Below are 24,040 nucleotides of genomic sequence, written 5' to 3' on the forward strand. Positions count from 1 at the left end.
ACGAGTCGATCTCCCCCCTTGTGGGGGAGATGTCCGGCAGGACAGAGGGGGGTAGCGCCACGCACCACAGCATGAGGGCAAGCCCCCATGCCCACTGAAACCAAAACCACCTGCCCCTATTGCGGCGTCGGCTGCGGCGTCATCGCCAAGGTCGACGACACCGGATCGGTCTCCGTCAAAGGCGACCCCGATCATCCGGCCAATTTCGGCCGCCTCTGTTCCAAGGGCTCGGCGCTTGCCGAGACCATCGACCTCGACGGCCGCCTACTCCATCCTGAAGTCAACGGCGAGCGGACCAGCTGGAACACCGCCCTCGACCTCGTCGCAACGAAATTCTCGGAAGCCATCGCCGAACACGGCCCTGATGCCGTGGCCTTCTACGTCTCCGGCCAGCTGCTGACAGAGGACTACTACGTCGCCAACAAGCTGATGAAGGGCTTTATCGGCTCCGGCAATATCGACACTAATTCCCGCCTCTGCATGTCGTCCTCAGTCGCCGGCCATCGCCGCGCCTTCGGATCGGATACTGTTCCCGGCACCTATGAGGATCTCGAGCTTGCCGATCTCGTCATCCTGACGGGCTCAAACCTCGCCTGGTGCCATCCCGTTCTCTACCAGCGGCTCGCCGCCGCCAAGGCGGCCCGGCCCGGCATGAAAATCGTCGTCATCGATCCGCGCCGGACGATGACATCGGACATAGCCGATCTGCATCTGGCGATCCGTCCGGATGGCGATGTGGCGCTGTTTACCGGCCTGCTCGCGCATCTGGCGACCAGCCCGGCGATCGATCAGAACTACATCGGCGCCTATACGGCGGGCTTTGCCGAAGCCTTTGCGGCCGCGGCGGTTCTCAGCTGGGATGAGCTTCTGGAGCGTACCGGCCTTCCCGCCATGCAGCTACGCGAATTCTTCCGGCTGTTCGAGACGGTGGAGAAAACCGTCACCTGCTACAGCCAAGGGGTCAATCAATCGGTATCGGGCACCGACAAGGTCAACGCCATCCTGAACTGCCATCTGGCGACCGGGCGGATCGGCCGGCCCGGCATGGGACCGTTCTCGCTGACCGGTCAGCCGAACGCCATGGGCGGGCGCGAAGTCGGCGGGCTTGCCAATATGCTGGCCGCGCATATGGCAATCGAGAACGCTGAGGATCGCGACCGAGTGCAGCGTTTCTGGTCTTCGCCCGCCATTGCCGCGAAGCCCGGCCTGAAGGCGGTCGACATGTTCAGGGCTGTCGCCGAAGGCCGCATCAAGGCGCTCTGGATCATGGCGACCAATCCCGTCGTATCCATGCCCGACGCCGATGCCGTCGAGGCGGCGATCGCCGCTTGCCCCTTCGTTGTCGTATCCGATATCGTTGGGAACACGGACACGACGCGTCATGCCGATGTCCTCCTGCCCTCGCTCGGATGGGGCGAGAAGGATGGTACGGTCACCAATTCCGAGCGCCGCATCTCGCGCCAGCGCCCCTTCCTGCCGGCTCCTGGCGAAGCGCGTGCCGACTGGTGGCAGCTTGCCGAAGTCGCACGGCGCATGGGCCACGAGGCGGCGTTCGGTTTTGCCGATCCGGCAGCGATCTTTGCCGAGCATGCCGCCCTCTCGGCCTTCGAAAATAGCGGCAACCGTGATTTCGATATCGGCGCCTACGCCGGCATCGATGACGCGGCCTATCACGCGCTGCACCCTTTCCAATGGCCGGCACCGCTGGCGGATGCTCCAGTTCCGCCCGGCGGCAAACGCTTCTTCGCCGATGGTGGCTTCTTCCATCCCGACCAGCGGGCCTGCTTCATCGCCGTAAACCTTCCGGAAACGGACAGGACGAGCGCGGACTATCCGCTGACACTGAACACCGGCCGCATCCGCGACCAGTGGCACACCATGACGCGCACCGGAAAGAGCGCCCGCCTTTCCGCCCATATCGCCGAACCCTTCGCTGAAATCCATCCGCGAGACGCCATGGAACTCGGTATCCGTGGCGCCGGTCTGGTCGAGATCGAGAGCCCTCATGGCACGGCGGTCGTCCGCGCGCTGATCAGCGAGCGCCAGGCACGCGGCAGTATCTTCGTGCCTATGCATTGGAACGGCCAATTCTCCGCCCGTGCCCGCATTGATGCAGCCGTGGCACCCGTTGTCGATCCTGTCTCCGGCCAGCCTGCCTCGAAAAACGTCGCCGTCAGGGCACGGCCGCTCAAGGCAGAGCATTATGGCTTTGCCGTTTCCGCCGCGAGGCCCGAGGACCTTGATTGCGATTACTGGGCTCTCGCGAAGGCCGAAGGCGGATGGCGGCTGGAATTCGCATCCTGCACCGGGATTTCCGACTGGGCGAACTGGTGCCGCAAGCATCTCGGCATTCCTGCTGGTGTCGAGCCGCTCGGCTATTGCGACGGCGCGACCGGCGAAACACGGCTCGCCTTCTTTGACGGCACGCGGCTGCTCGCCGCCCTCTTCGTCGCTCCCGAACCGGTCGCTGTTGCCCGCGCCTGGGCTGTGCAGCAGCTAACCGCCTCGCACGGCGATCTGCGCAAGCGCTTTGCGATCGCGGCCGGGCGGCCGGGATCGGACCAGCCGGATCCCGGCGCGACCGTCTGCTCGTGCTTCGGCGTCGGCGTCAACCAGATCACCGGCGCGATCCGCAATGGCTGCCATACGGTCGAGGCGATCGGCAAGGCGCTCAATGCCGGCACCAATTGCGGTTCCTGCCGCGCCGAAATCCGCACCATCATCGACGGTTGCCTCGCTGCGGCCGCCGAGTAGCGGGGGGCCAATCACCGATCAGAAACTGTAGTTCCGTCTGCCCTCGCGAAGTGCTAAACCATGCGCATATAGGCGTATGATTTCGCTTTCTTTTTGCATTCCACGGGAGGATGGCGAGCGGATGGAAATTGCGGCCCCGAAGATCCAGCTGAATTACGGCGCCGAGCCGGGCATTCGCTTTGCGGTGCTACTCGACGGCAAGGGCGGCTGTCGCGAGATCGGTGCCTCCGGTCTGCGCGACTGGAAGCCTGCCGATGGCATTCTCTGGGTTCACCTGGAACGCGATCACGTTGCCGCGGCCGCCTGGGTTGCCGAGCGTGGCGGCCTAGATCCGCTGGTGACGGATGCCCTGCTGGAAGACGAATCCCGCCCGCGTGTCGAGCCTGTCGACGACGGTTTGCTGATCATCCTGCGCGGCGTCTGCGCGGCACCACCCGAAGAGGCCGAAGACGCGCCCGTCGATCTCGATCTCGTGCCGCTGCATGCCTGGGTGGATGAAAACCGTGTCGTCACCCTGCGCGACAGCGGGCACTATATCACGGCGCTGCGCGACATCCGCCAGGCGCTGGAAAAGGGCAAGGGGCCGAAGCGCACCGGCGAACTTCTGGCACTCGTCAGCGACAAGCTTGTCAGAGACTTGGAGCCTGTTCTTGACCAGATGGACGAGGAAGTCGATGAGCTCGACGAGTTGATCTTTCACGGCGAAGCCGCCGAAGTGCGCGAGCGTCTCAAGCTGCTGCGCCGCCGCGCTGTTCAGCTGCGGCGCTACCTCGCTCCGCAGCGTGACGCGCTGAACCGTATCGAGCACGACGATGCGCCCTGGCTTGCCGAGCGCGACAAGCTCCGGATGCGCGAGGTCATCGACAAGCTGATGCGCTTCATCGAATATCTCGACGCGATCCGCGACCGCACCGGCATCCTGCATGACGACCTGTCGACCGTGATCAGCGAGCGCATCGCCCGCAATTCCAACAGGCTTGCCGCCCTTGCGGCGCTGCTCTTGCCGCCGAGCGTGGTGGCCGGCCTCTTCGGCATGAATGTCGGCGGCATTCCCGGGGTCAACGACACCTGGGCCTTCATCATCATCGTCGCCTTCGTGGCGGCGACTTCGGTGGCGACGCTCTACGTGCTGAAGCGCATCAACTGGCTTTGAGTGCCGGGCGCGGAACCGGTGGGTGATGGACAGCGTTCTGTCCCAATTCCGCTCAGGGGGATTGAGATCATGCGTCGTCAAGCACGTCTTATTGCAGTTCTTGCCGGTCTCTGTGCCGCCGCTCCGGCCGCCGCCGACGAGGCGGGGTTCCTGCAGCCGCTCAGCGGCAGCTGGACAGGCACCGGCAAGGTGCTCAGAAAGATCGGCAGCTCGCCGATCAATGTTTCCTGCAAATTCAATATAGATGCGCCGGGAGCGTCGATCTCGATGCGAGGCAATTGCCGGGGTCTTCTGGTGGTCAACCGGGCGATCTCCGCTGACCTCTCGGCGCGCGGCACGCGCTACTCCGGCAACTATACCGGCCCGTCCGGCTCGCCGTCGCAGCTCTCGGGCAGCCGCCAGGGGGATGTGATCAATCTCGCTGTGCGCTGGGCGCGGCTCGTCAACGGCGACCGCAATGCCAACATGACGATCCGCAAGCGCGGCAACAACCAGCTGCTGATCCAGACGATCGACAAGGATCAGGCGTCGGGCAAGTCGGTGACCACAAGCGAGATCAGCCTGCGCCGGCAGTGACGGTTCAGGCCGTGCGGCGCTTCTTCTGCTGCTCGGCGCGCGTTGCCGAGAGAGCCCGTGCCTGATGGCGCTGGACGAGCGCCGTCTGCACCGTTGCCTGGAAATCGAGAACGCGATCGCGCACGGCGTCTTCCGACAGGCCGCACTGGCCGAGCTCGTCCGCCAGACGGCGGCATTCGGCCTTCCAGAATGTCACGGCTGCCTCGCCATGCAGGTTATCGAGCGTCTCGGCACAGCGATCGACATCGCCTGCCTTGGTCACGTCACGCACGATCAAAAGTTCGCTGTTCTTGAGAGCGGCCAGAAGCGCCGCAGGAGAGGCATCCATCGAATCATCCCGTTTTGTCAGCACAATCGTTAGACCGGCGATGGTTAACGACTGCTTGCGCACAGGAAGACAGCGATTTCGATCGCCGGATTGACGGCGGCAAAATGCGCTTCCATTGTCGCGCTTCGCTCATGAAATGATTTGCAAGCCCGGAAAGATCATGAAGTTAGACGCCATCGACCTCAGAATTCTCGATGCGATTCAGCGGGATGGCCGCATTACCAAACTTGCTTTGGCAGAAAAGGCCGGCCTTTCGCCGACGCCCTGCTGGATGCGGCTGCGCAAGCTCGAGAAGGCAGGGATCGTCACCGGCTATCACGCACGCATCGCACTGCGCAAAATCGCCCCGGTCGCCAGCGTCATGGTCGAGGTCACGCTTGCCAACCACCGGCAGAGCGATTTCGAGCGCTTCGAGCGGGCGATCGCCGGTATCCCCGAAATCGTCGGCTGCTGGTCCGTCGGCGGCGGGGTCGATTACTTCCTGCGGATCGCCGCCCCCGATATCGATGCCTACCAGCGGCTGATCGATGGGCTGCTCGACCGCGAACTCGGGATCGAACGCTATTTCACCTACATCGTCACCAAGACGGTCAAGGACGAGACCGTGCTGCCAGTCGCCGCTCTGGTACAGCCGGGCGAAACCTCGAACGATGCATAGAGAGATCATGCGGCCCGGCCCTCAGCCTTAGACAATCTCTCTGTTTGAAGCGCCCTCAAAGGACAAAATCTCGCCTCCTCCCGTGAAAGACTTCGGTGTCGGTAACGAGGAGACAGGACATGACCGCGGTTTTTGCCCGCCCCGATTTTCATCAGGCGCTTTCGCGTCTCAAGGACAGGCATCTGCTGCGCGACCTCGCCTATTGCGACGGCCGCTGGACGTCCGCTGCCGATAACAAGAGCTTCGAGGTCACCGACCCGGCAAGCGGCGCGACCGTCGCCTGGGTCGCAAGCCTCGGCGCCGTTGAGACCACCGCGGCCATCGATGCCGCCTCGCGGGCGCTGCCCGCCTGGCGCGGACTGCTGCCGCAGGAGCGCGCACGCATTCTCAGAAAATGGTACGATCTGATGCTCGCCGCCAAGGACGATCTGGCGCTGATCATGACGCTCGAGCAGGGCAAGCCGCTCGCCGAGTCTCTCGGAGAGATCGGCTATGCCGCATCCTTCGTCGAGTGGTATGCCGAGGAAGGCAAACGGCTGAATGCCGAGAATGTCACGAGCCATCTCCCGGGCGCCGAAATGATCGTGCGCCGCGAGGCGCTCGGCGTCACCGCGATCGTCACCCCCTGGAATTTCCCCTCTGCCATGGTCACCCGCAAGGCGGCCGCGGCACTTGCCGCAGGCTGCACCGTCGTTGCCCACCCCTCCTCCGAAACGCCGCTCTCGGCACTGGCTCTCGCCGAACTCGGCGAGCGTGCCGGTATTCCCGCCGGCGTCTTCAACGTCGTCACGGGCGATGCAGCAACCATCGTCGGGCGCCTTTGCGAGGACCACCGCGTGCGTGCCGTCAGCTTCACCGGCTCGACCGGCATCGGCCGGCTGATTGCGGCACAATGCGCGCCGACGATGAAGCGGCTGGTGATGGAACTCGGCGGCCACGCGCCGCTGATCATCTTCGAGGACGCCGATATCGAGCAGGCGGTGAAGATCGCCATCGACGCCAAGTTCGCGACGTCGGGGCAGGATTGCCTCGCCGCCAACCGGATCTTCGTGCATCGCTCGATCGCCCCGCGTTTCGAACAGGCTTTCGCATCGCGCATCCGCCAGCTGAAGGTCGGCGACGGCTTCTCGGCAGATGCGGAGATCGGTCCCCTCATGCATGAGCGGGCTGTCGCCAAGGTAGAGGAACAGGTCGAGGACGCCGTGAAGCGTGGTGCCAAGCTCATCACCGGCGGCAAGCGCCACAAGGCCGGCAAACTGTTCTACGAGCCGACCCTGCTTTCGAACATTCCGGCCGACGCGCTGATCATGCACGAGGAAACCTTCGGCCCGGTCGCTGGGATCACGGTCTTCGATACCGAAGAGGAAGTCGTCGCCAAGGCGAACGATACCGAATACGGCCTCGTCGCCTATGTCGTGACCGCCAATGGCGCACGCCAGATGCGGCTCGGCCGGGCGCTGGAATACGGCATGGTCGCCATCAACCGGGTGAAGATCACCGGCGGCCCGATACCCTTCGGCGGCTGGAAGCAATCCGGCATCGGCCGCGAGGGCTCGCGCCACGGCATCGAGGCCTTCACCGAGCTCAAATATCTCTGCATCGACACTGCCGCGTAAGCGGCCCTCCCAATCCAGACATCAAGGACATCAGCCATGCTCGACAGAAGCAACGAACTCAACGCCTGGGACCGCGACCACTTCTTCCACCCCTCGACGCATATGGGCATGCATGCCCGCGGCGAGACGCCGACGCGCGTCATTTCCTCGGGTGAAGGCGCCTACATCACCGATACCAACGGCCGCACCAGCCTGGATGCGTTTGCCGGTCTCTATTGCGTCAATGTCGGATACGGCCGACAGAAGATCGCCGATGCGATCGCCAACCAGGCGAAGAACCTCGCCTATTACCACGCCTATGTCGGCCACGGCACGGAAGCCTCGATCACGCTGTCGAAGATGATCATCGACCGGGCGCCTGAAGGCATGAGCCGCGTCTATTTCGGCCTGTCGGGTTCGGATGCCAACGAGACCAACATCAAGCTGATCTGGTACTACAACAACATCCTCGGCCGCCCGGAGAAGAAGAAGATCATCTCGCGCTGGCGCGGCTACCACGGTTCCGGCGTCATGACCGGCTCGCTGACCGGGCTCGAACTCTTCCACAAGGCCTTCGACCTGCCGCGCGCACCGGTTCTGCATACGGAAGCGCCCTATTACTTCCGCCGCCCTGACCGCTCGATGGACGAGGAACAGTTCTCGCAATATTGCGCCGACAAGCTGGAAGAGATGATCCTTGCTGAAGGCCCGGATACGGTTGCGGCCTTCATCGGCGAGCCTATCCTCGGCACCGGCGGTATCGTGCCGCCGCCGAAGGGCTACTGGCAGAAGATCCAGGCGGTTCTCGACAAGTATGACGTGATGCTCGTCGCCGACGAAGTCGTCACCGGCTTCGGCCGCCTCGGCACCATGTTCGGCTCCGACCACTACGGCATGAAGCCGGGCCTGATCACCATCGCCAAGGGCCTGACCTCGGCCTACGCGCCGCTCTCCGGCACCATCGTTTCCGACAAGGTCTGGCAGGTGCTGGTCCAGGGCTCCGACCAGATGGGGGCCATCGGCCACGGCTGGACCTATGCGGCGCACCCGATCTGCGCGGCGGCCGGCATCGCCAATCTCGAACTGATCGACGAGCTCGATCTCGTGAAGAATGCCGGCGAGACCGGCGCGTACTTCCGCAGCGAACTCGCCAAGGCCGTCGGCTCTCACAAGCATGTCGGCGAAGTGCGCGGCGACGGCCTGATGGCGGCGATCGAATTCGTCGAGGACAAGGACGACCGCAAATTCTTCGACGTCTCCCGCAAGGTCGGCCCGCAGATTGCCGCTGCCCTTCTCGAGCGCGGCGTCATCGGCCGCGCCATGCCGCAGGGCGACATCCTGGGCTTCGCACCGCCGCTCTGCCTGACCCGCGAGGAGGCCGATATCGTCGTCAAGGCGGCAGCCGGCGCCATCGACACGGTCTTCAAGTCTCTCTGAGCTTGATTGAGCCCGCAGCGCGCGGGCTCCCCTTCGAGAGCGCGGAACCAACTGCGCTCTCGAAAGTTGCTTATTCAGAAGGGAGCACGAAGATGCTGACACTTGAAGAAGCAATGCTGGTATCTGCAGATCGCGTCGAGCACTGCCGCGGCGAAGTGGAACTTGACGCCGTCGATCTGATCGATCGTTTCGAGGCAGCCGGCTTTTCGCGCAAGGAAGTGCTGGTGGCGCTGACCGAGATCCTCACCGAGGAATTTTCCAACCTTCCCGACCTGCCGCGTTTCCATTGAGGGACTGGCCGGAGAGTTCGTCAGGCGGTAGAACGTCCTGATGGACAGCCGCTTTCTCATCACCGGCCCCGATGATGCCGGAACCACCATCCTACTCGCCCACGGCGCGGGTGCGCCGATGGATTCCAAGTCGATGAACGCTGCCGCGGCAGCACTCGCCGATGCCGGTTTCCGCGTCGCCCGTTTCGAATTCGGCTATATGGCGGCGCGCCGTACCTCGGATCAGCGAAAGCCGCCGCCGAAGGCCGAAACGCTGCAGCCGGAATATCGCGATGCTGTTGCGGCGCTCGGAGCCAAGGGCAAGCTGGTGATCGGCGGCAAGTCGATGGGCGGGCGGGTTGCCAGCATGCTGGCCGACGAGCTTCATGCCGCCGGGGAGATCGCCGGTTTCCTCTGCCTCGGCTATCCCTTCCATCCGCCGGAAAAACCGGCGCAGCTGCGCACCGCGCATCTGGAAAACCTGCATACCCCGGCGCTGATCGTCCAGGGCACCCGCGATCCTTTCGGCACCCGGCCGGAGGTCGAGGGTTACACACTTTCCAAGGCGATCCGCATACTCTGGCTCGAAGATGGCGACCACGATCTGGTGCCGCGCAAGAAGCTCTCAGGCTTCTCGGCCGCCGATCATCTGCAGACGCTGGGCCGCGAAGTCTCCGCCTGGGCGGCGAACCTGAAATAACTGCGGAAAAAGAAAAAGGCGCTCGACCCAAAGGGGAGCGCCTTTTCTTTATTGCCCGGACGGCGAAAGCTCAGCGGACCAGAGGTCAGCCGCGCAGGCCATCGATACGGGTGGTGAGCGCTAGATAGCGTCACGGTTTTGGAATTTCAAGAGGGTCTATTCGCCTTTGCGCGGATTCTTCGCAATGCATAGAGCTGTTGCCCAAAGGACACCCGCCTCCCGGTAAAGCAGGGAGGCGGGCGTACTAGGAAGCCGGTACGCAATACTTCAACCGGCTGTGTGGCCACGGCCGGAGAATGCCTTGAAATATCAAGGATTCAAGCGAATGCTGATATGGTGGTTACGGGGTAAGCTTAACGAGGCCCGGGAGATGCCTTCGCCAAGCGCCTTATGAGATTTGGCGCGATATGACATGGTCTGTTTGACTCACGCGGCGTAAGTCAAAACGGCGGCAGCAATAACGATCATTGTTACGCTTACCAGACCTATCAGACCGTAATTTGGTGCAGCGTTCATGCTGTCCCTCCTGTTTGATAGTGGGACAGATTTTCCATCAACGTGTGCCACCTGGTAAAGAACGCAAAACGAGTATCGCATTTCTTGGTATAGGCCAGGTTAATGCAAGAAAGCCCGCATGTTAGCGCGGGCCTTTATCATCGTTTCCAAGCTTTTTACTGCGCACAATCGGGCGCCATCGTGCCGGCAGCATCGCCGCTATTGTTCTGCTGTCCGGCGCACGGGATAGACGGAGGAATGGCCCGGTTGACGCCACCCGGATTGATGGTCCGGCCACCCTTGTTGAGATCGACGGTGCCGGGGTTGATGGTGCTGTTGGTGATCCCGGGATCGGTTGTAGTTCGGCCGGTCGTGCCGCCGCCGATATTGGGGCTGATCGACTGGTGCGATCCGGTCATGCCACCGCCGGATGCACCGCCCGGGGGGCTGACCGTCGTCTGGGCAAGCGCCGCGGATGCCATTGAGGCGGCGATGAGCGATGCCGTGATGAGCGATTTCAACATCTTGAAAACTCCTCTGATGTCATCAGGCTAACCGGCGACCGCGAGGATTGTTCGTTCACAAGGCAGTGAGCCCGCCTCAGAGCTCCAGATGCAGGGCACCGCCTTCGGCCGGAACCGCACTGCAGATCAGCGCTTCGCCCGCTTCGACGGGATAGCTCGGCTCCGTGATATAGCTGACATCTCCCTTGACGATCCGCGTTTTGCAATCGCCGCAATTGCCGGCGCGGCAGCCATAGGCGGGCGTCAGCCCGCGCGCTTCGGCAAATTCCAGCAGCGATCCGTCACCCGGCTTCCAGCGTGCTTCCTTGGCCGACTGCGTGAAGATCACCCGCGACGGCTCGGTGGCCGCCGGTTTCGAGGGCACTGCTGCTGCAGCGGCCGGTTTGGCATCCCGCTTCAGCGCCGAGGGACCGAAGGCTTCCGCATGGATACGCTCTTCCGCAACGTTCAACCCACGCAAGCCATCGTGCACCGACTGCATGAAGGCGGCCGGGCCGCAGAGATAGAAATCATAATCGCCGAACGGCAGATGTGCCTTCAACAGATCCATATCGATCCGGCCTGCAGCGTCATAGCTGCCCTCGTCGCCGGAGGCGGGAGTGCTCAGCACCCGGATATCATGGACGGTGCCCTGGCTGCTCTCGACCAGTTCGGCGATCTCGCGATCGAAGGCACGTTCGGCGCGCGTCCGTGACGAGCGGAACAGCCAGATCGGGCGGCGGTGGCGCGTGCGGTCGCCTTCATGAACGACGTGACGCAGCATCGACAAAAGCGGCGTGATGCCGATGCCGGCGGCCAGCAGCACGGCTGGCCGCTTGCGCTCCATGGCCTCGATCGTGAAGGCGCCGCCGGGCGCCATCGCCTCGATCTCGTCGCCCGGCTGCAGCGCGTGAAGCCGTTGCGATGCCCTGCCCTCGCGTTTGACGCTCAGCCGGTAATAGCCGTCTGATGGCGCGCTTGAGATCGTATAGCTGCGGCGCAGCGCCTCATCGCCATCGGTGATCTTCACCGGCAGATGCTGACCGGCCAGATGCGGGATCAAAGCGTCGCCATCGACGGGCGCCAGATAGAGGGAGCGGATCGTCTCGCTCTCGTCGACGGTCTTCTCGACACGGAACGCCCGCCATGCCCTGGCCTTGGCCGCCGCCTTCAGGCGGCGGTCGGCCTCGACCCAGCTGCCGGTCATCAGGCTGCTCGGCGAGAAGCCGTTTTCGGCGAAGGTCCAGCACAGCGGCAAGGCATCCGGCCGCTGCACGACCTTCTGCGGTTTGACGCGCCACAACCGTTCCGCCCCCTCGAAGGCGGCAATCTCCGGCGAGTCGAGAATGACCTCGACGCTGCCCGTCAGTTGCAGCACGGTACCGGTCTCGTGATCGACGAAGACCAGACCGGCGCGCGGGTTGACGATGAAGTTGCCGAGCGTGCTGAAGAACAGGTTGCCGTTGAAGTCAGGCACGGTGAGGCTGCCATCGGCTTCGATCCGCACGAAGCCCGGCTTGCCGCCGCGATGCGAGACATCGACCTGCCGCCCTTCATCGGGACGATCGGCATAGGAGGCGACGAAGAATGTGTCGGCCTCTTCGATGATTTTGCGCGCTGGCGCATCCAGCCCGTCGGAGGCGATTGCCGTCGAGGAAGACGGTGCGGCCGGATCGCGGACGAACTCGAAATAACGGTTCTGGATGTAGCGCGGGCAGTTGCCGAAGCTCTGGCCGACGCCGACATCGAAGCGGTCGTCGCTGCTGCGGCTGACCGTGCCGTTCAGACGGTTGCGGCGGCGGGTGATGAGGTCCACGCCGACGAGGCCGATCGGATCGCCATCTTCCATGCCGCGCTCTGCCGGATCGCTTGCGTCGCGGCCGGCTTCGACGGTCAGCGTCAACGGATCGGGCGAATGCATGAAACCCGGCTTTCCGGCGCGGATCGTCGCCCAGGGCCAACCATCGGGATCGACACTGCCAATCGCGATGAAGGGCAGCAGCGGGTAGAATTCGCGATGCTGGTCGAGCAGGAAGGTGCGCAGCACCCGGCGGCCGACAGGTTCCATCTGTTCGGCGACGCCAACGCTCCGCTGCAACTCGATTTCGCCCTCATGCCAGGGCGAAGCTGGTTTTTCGACGCCATCAAGCATTGGTGCCTCCTGTGAGAAAAGCGGCCGGACAATTCCGGCCGCAGCCTGCGATCAGGCAGCAAGACCGGCTGCGGTCTTGCGGAACTCGACGAAGCCCGGCAGGGCTTCGATCCGTGCCAGCCAGTTGCGCACTTCCTGGTAGGGCGTCAGATCGACATTCCCTTCCGGTGCGTTGACGATGTAGCTGTAGAGAGCGATGTCAGCGATCGTCGGCCGGTCGCCGATGATGAAGCGGTGTTTTTCGAGCTCGGCATCGATCAGCGTCAGGATGCGATGCGCACGGGCGATCACTTCTTCAGGACGGAAGTTCGCGCCGAAGACGGTGATCAGACGGGCCGCGGCCGGGCCGTAGGCAATCTCGCCTGCAGCTACGGCAAGCCACTTCTGCACCTTGGCAACCGACGGCAGGTCATCCGGCAGCCAGTCCTTGCGGCCAAGCTTCTTGGCGACATAGACGAGGATCGCAGTGGAGTCGTTGACGATCACGCCATCGTCGTCGAGCACCGGCACCTGGCCGAACGGATTGATCTTCAGATATTCCGGCGACTTGTGCTCGCCATTGGGGATATCGACTTCGATGAGCTCCGCCTTGACGCCGAGGAGCGAGAGAAAGAGCACGGCGCGATGCGCATGGCCGGAGAGCGGGAAATGATAGAGTTTCATGGCGGGGTTCCTTTTGCAGCGGGTTGAAGCGGTTGGCCCTGATGACCTGCGAAGAAACCTAGTGATTTCCGATTTCCTGTAGTAGATAGTGATTTCGATAATCATCCTCTCATTTTTCGGAAGGCAAAATGGATCGTCTCGATGCGATGAGCGTGCTTCTGGCGGTGGTGGAAAACGGCAGCCTCTCCGCAGCCTCGCGCGCCCTGCATTCGCCACTGCCGACGGTCAGCCGCAAGATCTCGGAGCTTGAGGCGCATCTCGGCATACGGTTGATCAGGCGCACCAATCGCCGGATCTCGCTGACGGAAGCAGGCGAAGGCTATGTGAGCGCGGCGCGCGAGATCCTGGGTCGCGTCGAGGAAGCGGAGCGGCGCGCCTCGGGCGAGTACCTCTCCCCCAAGGGCGATCTGACGATGACGGCGCCGATCGTTTTCGGACGGCTGCATGTGCTGCCTGTGATCACCGACTTCCTGAAGGCATTCCCTGACATCAACATGCGGCTAACGATGAGCGACCGGCCGGTCAGCCTGGCGGACGAGCATATCGATGTGGCGTTGCGTATCCGCACTCTCTCGGAAAACAATCTGATCGCCACCCGGCTCGGCAGTATTCGCCGGACGATCTATGCCAGCCCCGATTACCTCCGGCGGCACGGCCGCCCGGCGCATCCGCGCGAGCTTGTCGATCACGCCTGCGTTTCCTTCGAGGGCATCTTTTCGGCGCAGTTCTGGGCGCTGCGGGAAAACGATCAGGAGATCGCCGCGCCGATCCACCCACGGCTGTCGGTCAACACGGCGGAAGCCGCCGTCGATGCCGCGGTGGCGGGACTCGGGATTACCCGGGTCCTCTCCTACCAGGCAAAACGCGCCGTCGAAGGCGGCTTGCTGGTACCGCTGCTGGAAGAGTTCGAGCAGCAGCCTTCGCCTGTCCATCTCGTGCATCTGTCGCAGGGCGTATTGCCGCTGAAGCTCAGGGTATTCCTGGATTTCGCCGCGCCGCGACTGCGTGCCGTCCTGCGCTGACGGCACAAAACGCCGTTCACCTTGGCGCCGTCACGGTCTATACCGGTCTTCCCCACAGGCAATCACCGGATGACCCCATGACCAGCTCCGTTCTCGACCGCTTCCTGCGCTACGCCGTCATCGACACGCAGTCCGACCCGACATCGAAGAGCCAGCCCTCGACCGAAAAGCAGAAGAATCTCGGGCGCGTGCTGGTCGAGGAACTGCTGGAGATCGGCCTTTCGGACGCGCATCTGGATGAACATGGCTACGTCTACGCGACGATCCCGGCCAACACGGAAAAGAGCGTTCCGGTCATCTGCTTCTGTTCGCATATGGACACGGCGCCCGATTTCACCGGCACCAATGTCAAGCCGCAGATCGTCCACAGCTATCAGGGCGGCGACATTACGCTGACCGGCGATACGCAACAAGTGATCCGCGTCGCCGACCATCCGACGCTGAAGGATCAGATCGGCAACGACATTATCACCACCGATGGTACGACGCTGCTCGGCGCCGACGACAAGGCCGGCCTAGCCGAGATCATGACGGCGGCGAAGGTTCTGGTCGACAATCCCTCGATCAAGCACGGGACCATCAAGATCCTCTTCACGCCCGACGAGGAAATCGGCCGCGGCGTCGAGAAGGTCGACCTGAAGAAGCTCGGCGCCGAATTTGCCTATACGATCGACGGCTCGACCGCCGGCGAGATCGAGGACGAGACCTTCTCGGCCGATGGCGTCGAGATCTCGATCCAGGGCGTTGCGATGCATCCGGGTTTCGCCAAGGGCAAGATGGAGAATGCCATCAAGATCGCCGGCGAGATCGTCGCCAAGCTGCCGAAGCATATCGCCCCCGAGACCACATCCGGGCGCGAAGGCTTCATCCACCCGACCGGCGTGACGGGATCGATGGAAAAGGCCGAGCTCGGCTTCATCATCCGCGATTTCGTCGATGAGGGCCTTGCCGAGAAGGAAGCCCTGCTCGAAGGGATCGTCAAGGATGTCATCGCCGCCTACCCCGGCTCTTCCTACACGTTCAAGGTCAAGCACCAGTACCGCAACATGAAGTCAGTGCTCGACCGGAATCCGGAGATCGTCGAACACGCAATCGAGGCGATCCGCCGTGCCGGGATGAATCCGGTGCGCGGCAGCATCCGCGGCGGCACCGATGGGTCGCGCCTCTCCTTCATGGGACTGCCCACCGCCAACATTTTCGACGGTGGCCATGCCTTCCACTCGCCGCTCGAATGGGTCAGCATCCAGGACATGGAAAAGGCCGTGGCGACGATCGTCGAAACAGCAAAGATCTGGGAAGAGCGGGCCTGAGGGCCCGCCAAACCGCTAACTCAATCCGAAAGCTGGATTTTCGCTCTTTGCACAGCTGAGCAATATTTCGCGCCCCTAAGATCGTTTTAGGCCCCCGCAAACATTCGTTTGACATTCGGTTCGTCTTCACTTCTAGTCTCTCAAGTTTCGGTTTGCCGGGGAGGGTAATCGAAACTGATGGCACGCACGGGAGGGGAATGTGGGCCAAACACTGCACGACCTATTCGTGATCGGCGGAGGCATCAACGGCTGCGGGATCGCCCGTGATGCGGCGGGGCGCGGCTATTCGGTGGCGCTGGCGGAGATGAACGACTTCGCCTCCGGCACCTCGTCGGGCGCCACCAAGCTGATCCATGGCGGGCTCCGCTATCTCGAACATTACGAGTTCCGTCTCGTGCGGGAATCGCTGATGGAGCGCGAAGTGCTCTGGGCGATGGCGCCGCACATCATCTGGCCGATGCGCTTCGTCCTGCCCTATCACAAGGGCGGCATCCGCCCGGCCTGGCTGATCCGGCTGGGGCTGTTCCTCTACGATCACCTCGGCGGCCGCAAGCTCCTGCCGCCGACATCAGTGCTCGACATGCGCCGCGATCCGGCAGCAAAGCCGCTGAAGGCGCTGTTTACGAAAGCCTTCGAATATTCCGACGGCTGGGTCGACGATGCCCGCATGGTGGTGCTGAACGCCCGGGATGCCGCCGACAAGGGCGCGCTGATCATGCCGAGGACCAAAGTGGTGTCGGCGCGGCGTGAGAACGGTCTCTGGATCATCGAGACGGTGGATACGCTCTCGGGCCGCAGCGAAACGCATCAGGCCCGCATGCTGGTCAATGCCGCCGGTCCCTGGGTCGATCACGTCATCCGCGCCGCCTTCGGCCAGAACGAGGCGCGCCATGTCCGGCTCGTCCAGGGCAGCCATATCATCGTCAGGAAGAAGTTCGACGGTCCCAAAGCCTATTTCTTCCAGAACCCCGACAACCGCATCATCTTCGCCATTCCCTATGAGGACGACTTCACCCTGATCGGCACCACCGACCGGGATTATGGTGGAGATCCCAAGGATGTCAGGATATCCGCTGAAGAGACGGATTACCTCTGCAAGGCGGCCTCGGAGTATTTCAAGGAGCCGGTCACGGCAGACGATATCGTCTGGACCTACTCCGCCGTTCGCCCGCTCTTCGACGACGGCGCCTCGAAGGCGCAGGAGGCGACGCGCGACTATGTGCTGAAGCTTGAAGGAAAAGACGGCAGCGAGGCGAATGCAGCGCCGCTCCTCAACGTCTTCGGCGGCAAGCTCACCACCTACCGGCGTCTGTCGGAGCATGCGCTGGAGAAGATCGGCGAGGCGATCGGTATCAAGGGTTCGCCCTGGACGGCGAAGAGCCATCTGCCGGGCGGGGACTTTCCGGCGCAGGGTTACGAGGCAGAGGTTGCCAGGCTGCAGGCGGCCTATCCGTTCCTGGCGCCGGCCCATGCGCGGCGGCTGACGCGCCGCTACGGCACCAAGGCCACCATCCTGCTCGGCAAGGCGGCTTCGACCGCCGATCTCGGGCGGCATTTCGGGTCGGATCTCTATGAGGCCGAAGTCCGCTATCTCATGCAGCATGAATGGGCCTTCACCGCAGAGGATGTCCTCTGGAGGCGGAGCAAGGCCGGACTACACATGACGACGGAACAGATGCAGACATTGGAGGAGTACATCGCCGCCCTGCCCGCACAGCTCGCCGGATAGGAACGGCATGTGGTCCCCGTCTTGAGGAGGCACGGGAACCGGAATGCTCGAACTGCGCAATGCCGCCAAGATGGTGGGGGGTGAATACCATATTCACCCGACCGATCTGACACTCGAACGGGGATCGCTGAACGTCCTGCTTGGACCGACGCTCTCCGGCAAGACATCGCTGATGCGGCTGATGGCCGGGCTCGACCGCCCGACCAGCGGATCGGTTCATTTCGACGGCGCCGACGTCACCGGCGTGCGGGTCCAGAAGCGCAATGTCGCGATGGTCTACCAGCAGTTCATCAACTACCCGGCATTGTCGGTCTACGAGAACATCGCCTCGCCGATGCGCATTGCCGGTCGCGATGCAAAGACCATCGACATCGAGGTGCGCAAGGCCGCCGATCTGATGAAGCTGACGCCTTATCTCGACCGTACGCCGCTCAATCTCTCCGGCGGCCAGCAGCAGCGCACGGCGCTTGCCCGCGCCCTCGTCAAGAATGCCAGCCTCGTGCTGCTCGACGAGCCGCTCGCTAATCTCGATTACAAGCTGCGCGAAGAGCTTCGCGAGGAACTGCCGCGCATCTTCGCAGCCTCCGGGGCGATCTTCGTCTACGCGACGACCGAACCTTCCGAGGCCCTGCTTCTCGGCGGCAATACCGCGACGTTGAACGAAGGCCGGGTCACGCAATTCGGCAAGACGATCGACGTCTATCGCCGCCCCGTCGATCTCGTCACCGCCAAGACCTTCGCCGACCCGCCGCTGAACTTCATCGATGTCGTCAAGAGCGGCCCGATCCTGCGGCACGCAAGCGGCGTCGAGTTCGCCGCGCCGGCACATCTTTCCGGCATGGCCGACGGCGCCGCGACCGTCGCTTTCCACCCGCACCATCTGGCGCTGGCCGCACAGACGCAGGCATCGCCGAAGCTGATCGCAAAGACGCAGATCTCCGAGATCACGGGATCGGAAAGCTTCGTGCATGTCGATTTCAACGGCGTGCGCTGGGTGATGCTGGCACATGGCATCCACGACATCGATCCGGATACCGAAATCGCTGTCTATCTCGACACCCGCCACCTCATGGCCTTCGGGCCGGATGGCCGGGCGATCGCAACCGGCAACCAGGCGGCTTAGGAGGCTCACATGGCACGCATCACGCTCGACCATATCCGCCACGCCTACGGCCCCAATCCGCGGTCCGAAAAGGACTATTCGCTGAAGGAGGTCGATCACGAATGGGCCGATGGCGGCGCCTATGCGCTGCTCGGCCCGTCCGGCTGCGGAAAGACGACGCTTCTCAACATCATATCAGGACTTCTTCAGCCATCGCATGGCCGCATCCTGTTCGACGGCAAGGACGTCACCGACCTCTCGACACAGGCGCGCAACATCGCGCAGGTGTTCCAGTTTCCCGTCATCTACGACACGATGACGGTCTACGACAATCTGGCCTTTCCGCTGCGCAACCGCGGCGTCGCCGAGCCAGAGGTTGATCGCCGCGTACGCGAAATCCTCGAGATGATCGACCTCTCCGATTGGGCCAAGCGCAAGGCGCAGCGGCTGACGGCCGACCAGAAGCAGAAGATTTCGCTCGGCCGCGGCCTCGTGCGAAACGACGTCAACGCCATCCTCTTCGACGAGCCGCTGACCGTCATCGATCCGCATATGAAATGGGTGCTTCGCTCGCAGCTGAAGCGGCTGCACAAGCAGTTCGGCTTCACCATGGTCTATGTCACGCACGACCAGACGGAGGCGCTCACCTTCGCCGAAAAGGTCGCCGTCATGTATGACGGCGAGATCGTCCAGATCGGCACGCCGGCCGAGCTCTTCGAGCGGCCGAGCCACACCTTCGTCGGCTATTTCATCGGTTCGCCCGGTATGAACGTGATGCCCGCCAAGGTCTCCGGAAATGTCGTCAATGTCGGGCAGGAAGCGATCAGCCTCGACTACGCGCCGAATACGTCAGGCGCCGCCAAGGTCGAGCTCGGCATCCGTCCTGAATTCATCCGCCTCGGGCGCGAGGGCATGCCGGTCTCGATCTCCAAGGTCGAGGATATCGGCCGCCAGAAGATCGTGCGCGCCCGCTTCGCCGATCAGCCGCTGGCGATCGTCGTCCCCGAGGATGCCGAAATTCCTGAGGACGCGCGGGTCCGTTTCGATCCCGCGGCGATCAGCATCTACGCCAATTCCTGGCGCGTCGGCAGGGAGGGCTGAACATGGAAAAGACCTGGAACAACAAAGCCTGGTTTCTGGTTCTGCCGGTGCTGGTGCTCGTCGCCTTCTCGGCCGTCATCCCGCTGATGACCGTCGTCAACTACTCGGTGCAGGATACGTTCGGGAACAACGAGTTCTTCTGGGCGGGCACCGACTGGTTCGTGCAGACGCTGGAATCGGACCGCTTCTGGGCGGCGCTGCAGCGCAACCTCGCCTTCTCGCTGATCATCCTCGCAATCGAGATCCCGCTCGGCATCTTCATCGCGCTCAACATGCCGAAGAAGGGTCTCGGCGTTCCCGTCTGCCTCGTCTTGATGTCGCTGCCGCTGCTCATTCCGTGGAACGTCGTCGGCACCATCTGGCAGGTCTTTGGCCGCGTCGATATCGGCCTGCTTGGCCATACGCTGGAAGCGATCGGTCTTGACTACAATTATGTTCGCGATCCCGTAGATGCCTGGATCACCGTCATCGTCATGGATGTCTGGCACTGGACGAGCCTCGTCGTGCTGCTCTGCTATGCCGGCCTCGTCTCGATCCCGGATGCCTATTACCAGGCCGCCAAGATCGACGGCGCCTCGCGCTGGTCCGTCTTCCGTTACATTCAGCTGCCGAAAATGAAGCGGGTGCTGCTGATCGCCGTGCTGCTGCGCTTCATGGACAGCTTCATGATCTATACCGAACCCTTTGTCGTCACAGGCGGCGGTCCCGGCAATTCGACGACTTTCCTGTCGATCGACCTCGTGAAGATGGCCGTCGGCCAGTTCGATCTCGGCCCCGCTGCGGCGATGTCGATCATCTACTTCCTGATCATCCTGCTGCTGTCGTGGATCTTCTACACGGTCATGACCAGCAGCGACGCCAACAGCTGAGAAAGGAGAGGACCATGGCTCAGACAATGAAATACAAGCCCGCCGGAAACTTCTCCTGGGTGGTTTCGACGCTCTACATCGTCTTCCTGCTGCTGCCGATCTACTGGCTCGTCAACATGAGCTTCAAGGAGAATTCGGAGATCACCGGCGCCTTCTCGCTCTGGCCGCAGAACCCGACGCTCGCCAACTACACGGTCATCTTCACCGATCCGTCCTGGTATAACGGCTATATCAACTCGATCATCTATGTCGTTATGAACACGGTGATTTCGGTTCTGGCCGCCCTGCCCGCGGCCTACGCCTTCTCGCGCTACCGCTTCCTCGGCGACAAGCATCTGTTCTTCTGGCTTCTGACCAACCGCATGGCGCCGCCCGCGGTCTTCGCGCTGCCCTTCTTCCAGCTCTATTCGGCCTTCGGGCTGATTGACACGCATATCGCGGTGGCGCTGGCGCATTGCCTGTTCAACGTGCCGCTGGCGGTCTGGATCCTCGAAGGCTTCATGTCCGGCGTACCGAAGGAGATCGACGAGACGGCCTATATCGACGGCTATTCCTTCCCGCGTTTCTTCGTGAAGATCTTCATGCCGCTGATCGCCAGTGGCGTCGGCGTCGCCGCCTTCTTCTGCTTCATGTTCTCGTGGGTGGAGCTGCTGCTGGCCCGCACGCTGACGACGACGGCCGCCAAGCCGATCTCGGCGATCATGACGCGCACCGTTTCGGCAGCAGGCATGGACTGGGGCGTGCTGGCTGCGGCCGGCGTGCTGACCATCGTGCCCGGCGCCCTCGTCATCTATTTCGTCCGCAACTACATCGCCAAGGGCTTTGCCCTGGGCCGCGTCTGAGGAGGAGACGACCATGACCTTTTCCTGGATGGCCTGGACGCTGCCGACGGCGCTGTTCTTCCTGACGATCCTGATGCTGCTCGTCGGCATGAGCGTCTGGGAATATTTCGTGCCTGGCGGCTCGCCGCGCACCGGTCTGCTGCGCTTCGAGACGACGCGCGGCGACCGTCTCTTCATTTCGCTGCTCGGGGCAGCGTTCATTCATCTGGCATGGCTGGGTCTTGTCGGACCCGGCCTGTGGTGGGCTCTTGGCATCTCCGTGATCTACGCCATCGGCGTGTTCCGATACGTGTGATGCCAAGGTGAGACAGATGGCCGGGGGTACTGGCCGCCTGAGACGTGAAGACTGCAATCGCAAACCCTGGGAGGATATTATGCGACGGCATCTACTAGCGACGACAGCAGGCATTTTGCTGGCAATGACGGGCTCTGCCTATGCCGGTATGGACGAGGCGAAAACCTTCCTCGACAAGGAGATCGGCGATCTATCGTCGCTCCCGCGCGCCGACCAGGAAAAGGAAATGCAGTGGTTCATCGACGCTGCCAAGCCCTTCTCCGGGATGGACATCAAGGTCGTTTCCGAAACCCTGACGACCCACGAATATGAATCCAAGGTGCTGGCGCCCGCCTTCACGGCGATCACCGGCATCAAGATCACCCACGACCTGATCGGCGAAGGCGATGTCGTCGAAAAGCTGCAGACGCAGATGCAGTCGGGCGAGAATATCTACGACGCCTATGTCAACGACTCGGACCTGATCGGCACCCATTGGCGCTACCAGCAGGCCCGCTCGCTGACCGACTGGATGGCGAACGAAGGCAAGGACGTCACCAATCCCGGTCTCGACATCGACGACTTCATCGGCACCAAGTTCACGACCGCGCCGGACAAGAAGCTATACCAGCTTCCCGACCAGCAGTTCGCGAACCTCTACTGGTTCCGTTACGACTGGTTCAACGACGAGAAGAACAAGGCCGACTTCAAGGCGAAGTACGGCTATGATCTCGGCGTCCCGGTCAACTGGTCGGCCTATGAGGACATCGCCGAATTCTTCACCGGCCGCGACATCGGCGGCAAGAAGGTCTTCGGCCACATGGACTACGGCAAGAAGGACCCGTCGCTCGGCTGGCGCTTCACCGACGCCTGGCTGTCGATGGCCGGCAACGGTGACAAGGGCCTCCCGAACGGCCTTCCGGTCGACGAATGGGGCATCAAGGTCGACGAGAACTCCCGTCCCGTCGGTTCGTGCGTCGCCCGCGGCGGCGATACCAACGGCCCGGCCGCCGTCTACTCGATCCAGAAATATCTGGATTGGTTGAAGGCTTACGCACCGCCGGCAGCGCAGGGCATGAACTTCTCCGAATCCGGCCCAGTTCCGGCGCAGGGCGAAGTGGCTCAGCAGATCTTCTGGTACACGGCCTTTACGGCTGATGCCGTCGAGCCGGGCCTGCCCGTCGTCAACGAGGACGGCACGCCGAAATGGCGCATGGCGCCCTCACCGCACGGCGTCTACTGGAAGGACGGCATGAAGCTCGGCTATCAGGACGTCGGTTCCTGGACGTTGATGAAGTCGACCCCCGATGACCGCGCCAAGGCCGCCTGGCTCTACGCGCAGTTCGTGACGTCGAAGACCGTGGACGTGAAGAAGAGCCATGTCGGCCTGACCTTCATCCGCGAGTCGACCATTCGCGACAAGAGCTTCACGGAGCGCGCTCCCAAGCTCGGCGGCTTGATCGAGTTCTATCGCTCGCCCGCCCGCGTCCAGTGGTCGCCGACCGGCACTAACGTTCCTGACTATCCGAAGCTCGCACAGCTCTGGTGGCAGGCCGTCGGTGACGCCTCTTCCGGGGCCAAGACCGCGCAGGAAGCCATGGATTCGCTTTGCTCCGAGCAGGAAAAGGTGCTGCAGCGCCTCGAACGCGCCAAGGTTCAGGGTGACATCGGGCCGAAGCTCGCCGAGGAGCACGATCTCGAATACTGGAACAAGGATGCCGTCGCCAAGGGCAACCTCGCTCCGCAGCTGAAGATCGAAAACGAGAAGGAAAAGCCGGTCACGATCAATTACGACGAGCTCGTCAAGAGCTGGCAGTCCAACTGATCATGACCGTGCGGGCCGGGGGAGACGAGGCTCCCGGCCTGCTTCATCAACGCTGCAGGATGTGCTGGCGGACCAGCTCCTTCAGCTTCTCGACATTTCCGGCCGCGATCGCATCGATCATCTGATGATGCTCGCGGCCGGATTGTTCGACCCGGGCGCGCGTGCGCCATTGCGAGACCGGTGCTGAAGACGTTCTCTGCCGGATCTCGGTGATGAGATCGACGAGTTCGATATTGCCGCCGAGCGTCAGCAGCTGGCGGTGAAAGGCCAGATTGGCTTCGTAGAGCTCCAGCATCGTTCCGTTCAGCACCATCAGATCGAAGTGATCGGCAAGCTTCCTGAGCTTTGCGATCTCGTCGGCCGCGGCGTTCGAAACGATCGTTGCCGCGATCGCGGTTTCCAGGATGATGCGGATTTCGCTGACTTCCTGGGCGCGGCGGCCATCCGGCTCATAGACGTGGTAGCCGCGGTTTGGGACATGCTCGACAAGGCGCTTCTGCGCCAGACGGTCAAGCGCGCGGCGCACTTCCGGGCGCGTGCACTTATAGCGGCGCTCGAGATCGATCTGCTTCAGCCAGGTGCCGGGCAAGAGAACGCCGGCCAGAATGTCCTGCAGGATGAAGTCCGTCACGTCGCGCGCGCTGGCCGATTCCGGCTCTTCTTCCATCACGACGTCAGCCATT

22 protein-coding genes are annotated in these 24,040 nt (G+C 62.8%); 17 read left to right on the top strand and 5 right to left on the bottom strand.

All coding sequences use genetic code 11. The features are described 5' to 3' along the window. Positions 1–87 precede the first annotated feature (87 nt). From ABIE40_RS25570 to ABIE40_RS25580, 3 genes are all read left to right on the top strand, one after another. Positions 88–2,754 (top strand): nitrate reductase, encoded by a 2,667-nt coding sequence (locus ABIE40_RS25570; RefSeq protein WP_199625267.1) that lies wholly within the window; start codon positions 88–90, stop codon positions 2,752–2,754. Between the two features lie 121 nt (positions 2,755–2,875). Next, positions 2,876–3,907 (top strand): CorA family divalent cation transporter, encoded by a 1,032-nt coding sequence (locus tag ABIE40_RS25575; RefSeq protein ID WP_112717652.1) that lies wholly within the window; start codon positions 2,876–2,878, stop codon positions 3,905–3,907. A gap of 69 nt (positions 3,908–3,976) precedes the next feature. Then, positions 3,977–4,483, top strand: a complete 507-nt coding sequence (locus ABIE40_RS25580; protein ID WP_199625268.1) for a hypothetical protein — start codon at positions 3,977–3,979, stop codon at positions 4,481–4,483. A 4-nt stretch (positions 4,484–4,487) separates the two neighbouring features. Here the strand turns inward: ABIE40_RS25580 and ABIE40_RS25585 are convergent, their stop codons facing one another. Next, positions 4,488–4,811, bottom strand: coding sequence for a DUF6074 family protein (locus ABIE40_RS25585; protein ID WP_354541143.1), 324 nt, complete (start codon positions 4,809–4,811; stop codon positions 4,488–4,490). A gap of 160 nt (positions 4,812–4,971) precedes the next feature. Here ABIE40_RS25585 and ABIE40_RS25590 point away from each other — a divergent pair, with 160 nt between their 5' ends. The 5 genes from ABIE40_RS25590 (at position 4,972) to ABIE40_RS25610 (ending at position 9,470) form a co-directional block, all read left to right on the top strand. Continuing rightward, positions 4,972–5,469, top strand: a complete 498-nt coding sequence (locus ABIE40_RS25590; protein WP_112717883.1) for an Lrp/AsnC family transcriptional regulator — start codon at positions 4,972–4,974, stop codon at positions 5,467–5,469. 119 nt (positions 5,470–5,588) lie between these two features. Next, the gene (locus ABIE40_RS25595; RefSeq protein WP_199625269.1) at positions 5,589–7,085 is read left to right on the top strand and encodes an NAD-dependent succinate-semialdehyde dehydrogenase; all 1,497 of its coding nucleotides are present in this window, start codon (positions 5,589–5,591) and stop codon (positions 7,083–7,085) included. Positions 7,086–7,121: 36 nt separating this feature from the next. After that, complete coding sequence (locus tag ABIE40_RS25600) at positions 7,122–8,501, top strand: aspartate aminotransferase family protein (protein WP_199625270.1); 1,380 nt, start codon at positions 7,122–7,124, stop codon at positions 8,499–8,501. 92 nt (positions 8,502–8,593) lie between these two features. Next, on the top strand, positions 8,594–8,791 hold the full coding sequence (locus tag ABIE40_RS25605; RefSeq protein WP_112717644.1) for a hypothetical protein: 198 nt from the start codon (positions 8,594–8,596) through the stop codon (positions 8,789–8,791). A 40-nt stretch (positions 8,792–8,831) separates the two neighbouring features. Continuing rightward, entirely contained in the window at positions 8,832–9,470 is a 639-nt protein-coding gene (locus ABIE40_RS25610; protein WP_199625271.1) for an alpha/beta hydrolase family protein, read from the top strand. A gap of 671 nt (positions 9,471–10,141) precedes the next feature. Here ABIE40_RS25610 and ABIE40_RS25615 read toward each other — a convergent pair. The 3 genes from ABIE40_RS25615 to ABIE40_RS25625 all read right to left on the bottom strand — a co-directional run bounded on the left by ABIE40_RS25615 (position 10,142) and on the right by ABIE40_RS25625 (position 13,283). Beyond that, a complete protein-coding gene (locus ABIE40_RS25615; protein WP_130280982.1) occupies positions 10,142–10,489 on the bottom strand; it encodes a hypothetical protein in 348 nt (115 codons plus the stop codon). 76 nt (positions 10,490–10,565) lie between these two features. After that, complete coding sequence (locus tag ABIE40_RS25620) at positions 10,566–12,620, bottom strand: pyridoxamine 5'-phosphate oxidase family protein (protein WP_199625272.1); 2,055 nt, start codon at positions 12,618–12,620, stop codon at positions 10,566–10,568. Between the two features lie 51 nt (positions 12,621–12,671). Beyond that, entirely contained in the window at positions 12,672–13,283 is a 612-nt protein-coding gene (locus tag ABIE40_RS25625; RefSeq protein WP_112717636.1) for a glutathione S-transferase family protein, read from the bottom strand. Positions 13,284–13,411: 128 nt separating this feature from the next. Between ABIE40_RS25625 and ABIE40_RS25630 the strand changes: the two genes are divergently transcribed. The 9 genes from ABIE40_RS25630 (at position 13,412) to ABIE40_RS25670 (ending at position 23,357) form a co-directional block, all read left to right on the top strand. Continuing rightward, positions 13,412–14,305 (top strand): LysR family transcriptional regulator, encoded by an 894-nt coding sequence (locus ABIE40_RS25630; protein ID WP_199625273.1) that lies wholly within the window; start codon positions 13,412–13,414, stop codon positions 14,303–14,305. Between the two features lie 77 nt (positions 14,306–14,382). Further along, positions 14,383–15,615, top strand: coding sequence for a peptidase T (gene pepT, locus ABIE40_RS25635; protein ID WP_199625274.1), 1,233 nt, complete (start codon positions 14,383–14,385; stop codon positions 15,613–15,615). A gap of 199 nt (positions 15,616–15,814) precedes the next feature. Further along, positions 15,815–17,344 carry a glycerol-3-phosphate dehydrogenase gene (glpD, locus tag ABIE40_RS25640; protein ID WP_199625275.1) on the top strand — a complete coding sequence of 510 codons (1,530 nt, stop codon included), beginning with the start codon at positions 15,815–15,817 and terminating at the stop codon, positions 17,342–17,344. 43 nt (positions 17,345–17,387) lie between these two features. Beyond that, positions 17,388–18,467, top strand: a complete 1,080-nt coding sequence (locus ABIE40_RS25645) for an ABC transporter ATP-binding protein (RefSeq protein ID WP_199625276.1) — start codon at positions 17,388–17,390, stop codon at positions 18,465–18,467. Between the two features lie 9 nt (positions 18,468–18,476). Further along, positions 18,477–19,547: an ABC transporter ATP-binding protein gene (locus ABIE40_RS25650; protein ID WP_199625277.1), complete on the top strand. Its 1,071-nt coding sequence runs from the start codon at positions 18,477–18,479 to the stop codon at positions 19,545–19,547. Positions 19,548–19,549: 2 nt separating this feature from the next. Then, positions 19,550–20,416 (top strand): carbohydrate ABC transporter permease, encoded by an 867-nt coding sequence (locus tag ABIE40_RS25655; RefSeq protein WP_199625278.1) that lies wholly within the window; start codon positions 19,550–19,552, stop codon positions 20,414–20,416. A 14-nt stretch (positions 20,417–20,430) separates the two neighbouring features. After that, positions 20,431–21,258: a carbohydrate ABC transporter permease gene (locus ABIE40_RS25660; RefSeq protein WP_199625279.1), complete on the top strand. Its 828-nt coding sequence runs from the start codon at positions 20,431–20,433 to the stop codon at positions 21,256–21,258. 13 nt (positions 21,259–21,271) lie between these two features. Continuing rightward, positions 21,272–21,553, top strand: coding sequence for a DUF2160 domain-containing protein (locus ABIE40_RS25665; protein WP_112711968.1), 282 nt, complete (start codon positions 21,272–21,274; stop codon positions 21,551–21,553). Positions 21,554–21,632: 79 nt separating this feature from the next. Further along, on the top strand, positions 21,633–23,357 hold the full coding sequence (locus ABIE40_RS25670) for an ABC transporter substrate-binding protein (protein ID WP_199625280.1): 1,725 nt from the start codon (positions 21,633–21,635) through the stop codon (positions 23,355–23,357). A gap of 46 nt (positions 23,358–23,403) precedes the next feature. On the opposite strand, the gene ABIE40_RS25675 is transcribed toward ABIE40_RS25670, so the two are convergent. After that, positions 23,404–24,039 carry a GntR family transcriptional regulator gene (locus tag ABIE40_RS25675; protein ID WP_130283836.1) on the bottom strand — a complete coding sequence of 212 codons (636 nt, stop codon included), beginning with the start codon at positions 24,037–24,039 and terminating at the stop codon, positions 23,404–23,406. Between the last annotated feature and the right edge of the window lies 1 nt (position 24,040).

The organism is Rhizobium sp. OAE497 (genome assembly GCF_040546565.1).
Taxonomy (GTDB): domain Bacteria; phylum Pseudomonadota; class Alphaproteobacteria; order Rhizobiales; family Rhizobiaceae; genus Rhizobium.

Excerpts from the sequence above, each read along its gene's own strand:
- ABIE40_RS25570 (WP_199625267.1), top strand. The coding sequence starts at position 88 with ATGCCCACTGAAACCAAAACCACCTGCCCCTATTGCGGCGTCGGCTGC.
- ABIE40_RS25575 (WP_112717652.1), top strand. The coding sequence starts at position 2,876 with ATGGAAATTGCGGCCCCGAAGATCCAGCTGAATTACGGCGCCGAGCCG.
- ABIE40_RS25580 (WP_199625268.1), top strand. The coding sequence starts at position 3,977 with ATGCGTCGTCAAGCACGTCTTATTGCAGTTCTTGCCGGTCTCTGTGCC.
- ABIE40_RS25585 (WP_354541143.1), bottom strand. The coding sequence starts at position 4,811 with ATGGATGCCTCTCCTGCGGCGCTTCTGGCCGCTCTCAAGAACAGCGAA.
- ABIE40_RS25590 (WP_112717883.1), top strand. The coding sequence starts at position 4,972 with ATGAAGTTAGACGCCATCGACCTCAGAATTCTCGATGCGATTCAGCGG.
- ABIE40_RS25595 (WP_199625269.1), top strand. The coding sequence starts at position 5,589 with ATGACCGCGGTTTTTGCCCGCCCCGATTTTCATCAGGCGCTTTCGCGT.
- ABIE40_RS25600 (WP_199625270.1), top strand. The coding sequence starts at position 7,122 with ATGCTCGACAGAAGCAACGAACTCAACGCCTGGGACCGCGACCACTTC.
- ABIE40_RS25605 (WP_112717644.1), top strand. The coding sequence starts at position 8,594 with ATGCTGACACTTGAAGAAGCAATGCTGGTATCTGCAGATCGCGTCGAG.
- ABIE40_RS25610 (WP_199625271.1), top strand. The coding sequence starts at position 8,832 with ATGGACAGCCGCTTTCTCATCACCGGCCCCGATGATGCCGGAACCACC.
- ABIE40_RS25615 (WP_130280982.1), bottom strand. The coding sequence starts at position 10,489 with ATGTTGAAATCGCTCATCACGGCATCGCTCATCGCCGCCTCAATGGCA.
- ABIE40_RS25620 (WP_199625272.1), bottom strand. The coding sequence starts at position 12,620 with ATGCTTGATGGCGTCGAAAAACCAGCTTCGCCCTGGCATGAGGGCGAA.
- ABIE40_RS25625 (WP_112717636.1), bottom strand. The coding sequence starts at position 13,283 with ATGAAACTCTATCATTTCCCGCTCTCCGGCCATGCGCATCGCGCCGTG.
- ABIE40_RS25630 (WP_199625273.1), top strand. The coding sequence starts at position 13,412 with ATGGATCGTCTCGATGCGATGAGCGTGCTTCTGGCGGTGGTGGAAAAC.
- pepT (WP_199625274.1), top strand. The coding sequence starts at position 14,383 with ATGACCAGCTCCGTTCTCGACCGCTTCCTGCGCTACGCCGTCATCGAC.
- ABIE40_RS25645 (WP_199625276.1), top strand. The coding sequence starts at position 17,388 with ATGCTCGAACTGCGCAATGCCGCCAAGATGGTGGGGGGTGAATACCAT.
- ABIE40_RS25650 (WP_199625277.1), top strand. The coding sequence starts at position 18,477 with ATGGCACGCATCACGCTCGACCATATCCGCCACGCCTACGGCCCCAAT.
- ABIE40_RS25655 (WP_199625278.1), top strand. The coding sequence starts at position 19,550 with ATGGAAAAGACCTGGAACAACAAAGCCTGGTTTCTGGTTCTGCCGGTG.
- ABIE40_RS25660 (WP_199625279.1), top strand. The coding sequence starts at position 20,431 with ATGGCTCAGACAATGAAATACAAGCCCGCCGGAAACTTCTCCTGGGTG.
- ABIE40_RS25665 (WP_112711968.1), top strand. The coding sequence starts at position 21,272 with ATGACCTTTTCCTGGATGGCCTGGACGCTGCCGACGGCGCTGTTCTTC.
- ABIE40_RS25670 (WP_199625280.1), top strand. The coding sequence starts at position 21,633 with ATGCGACGGCATCTACTAGCGACGACAGCAGGCATTTTGCTGGCAATG.
- ABIE40_RS25675 (WP_130283836.1), bottom strand. The coding sequence starts at position 24,039 with ATGGCTGACGTCGTGATGGAAGAAGAGCCGGAATCGGCCAGCGCGCGC.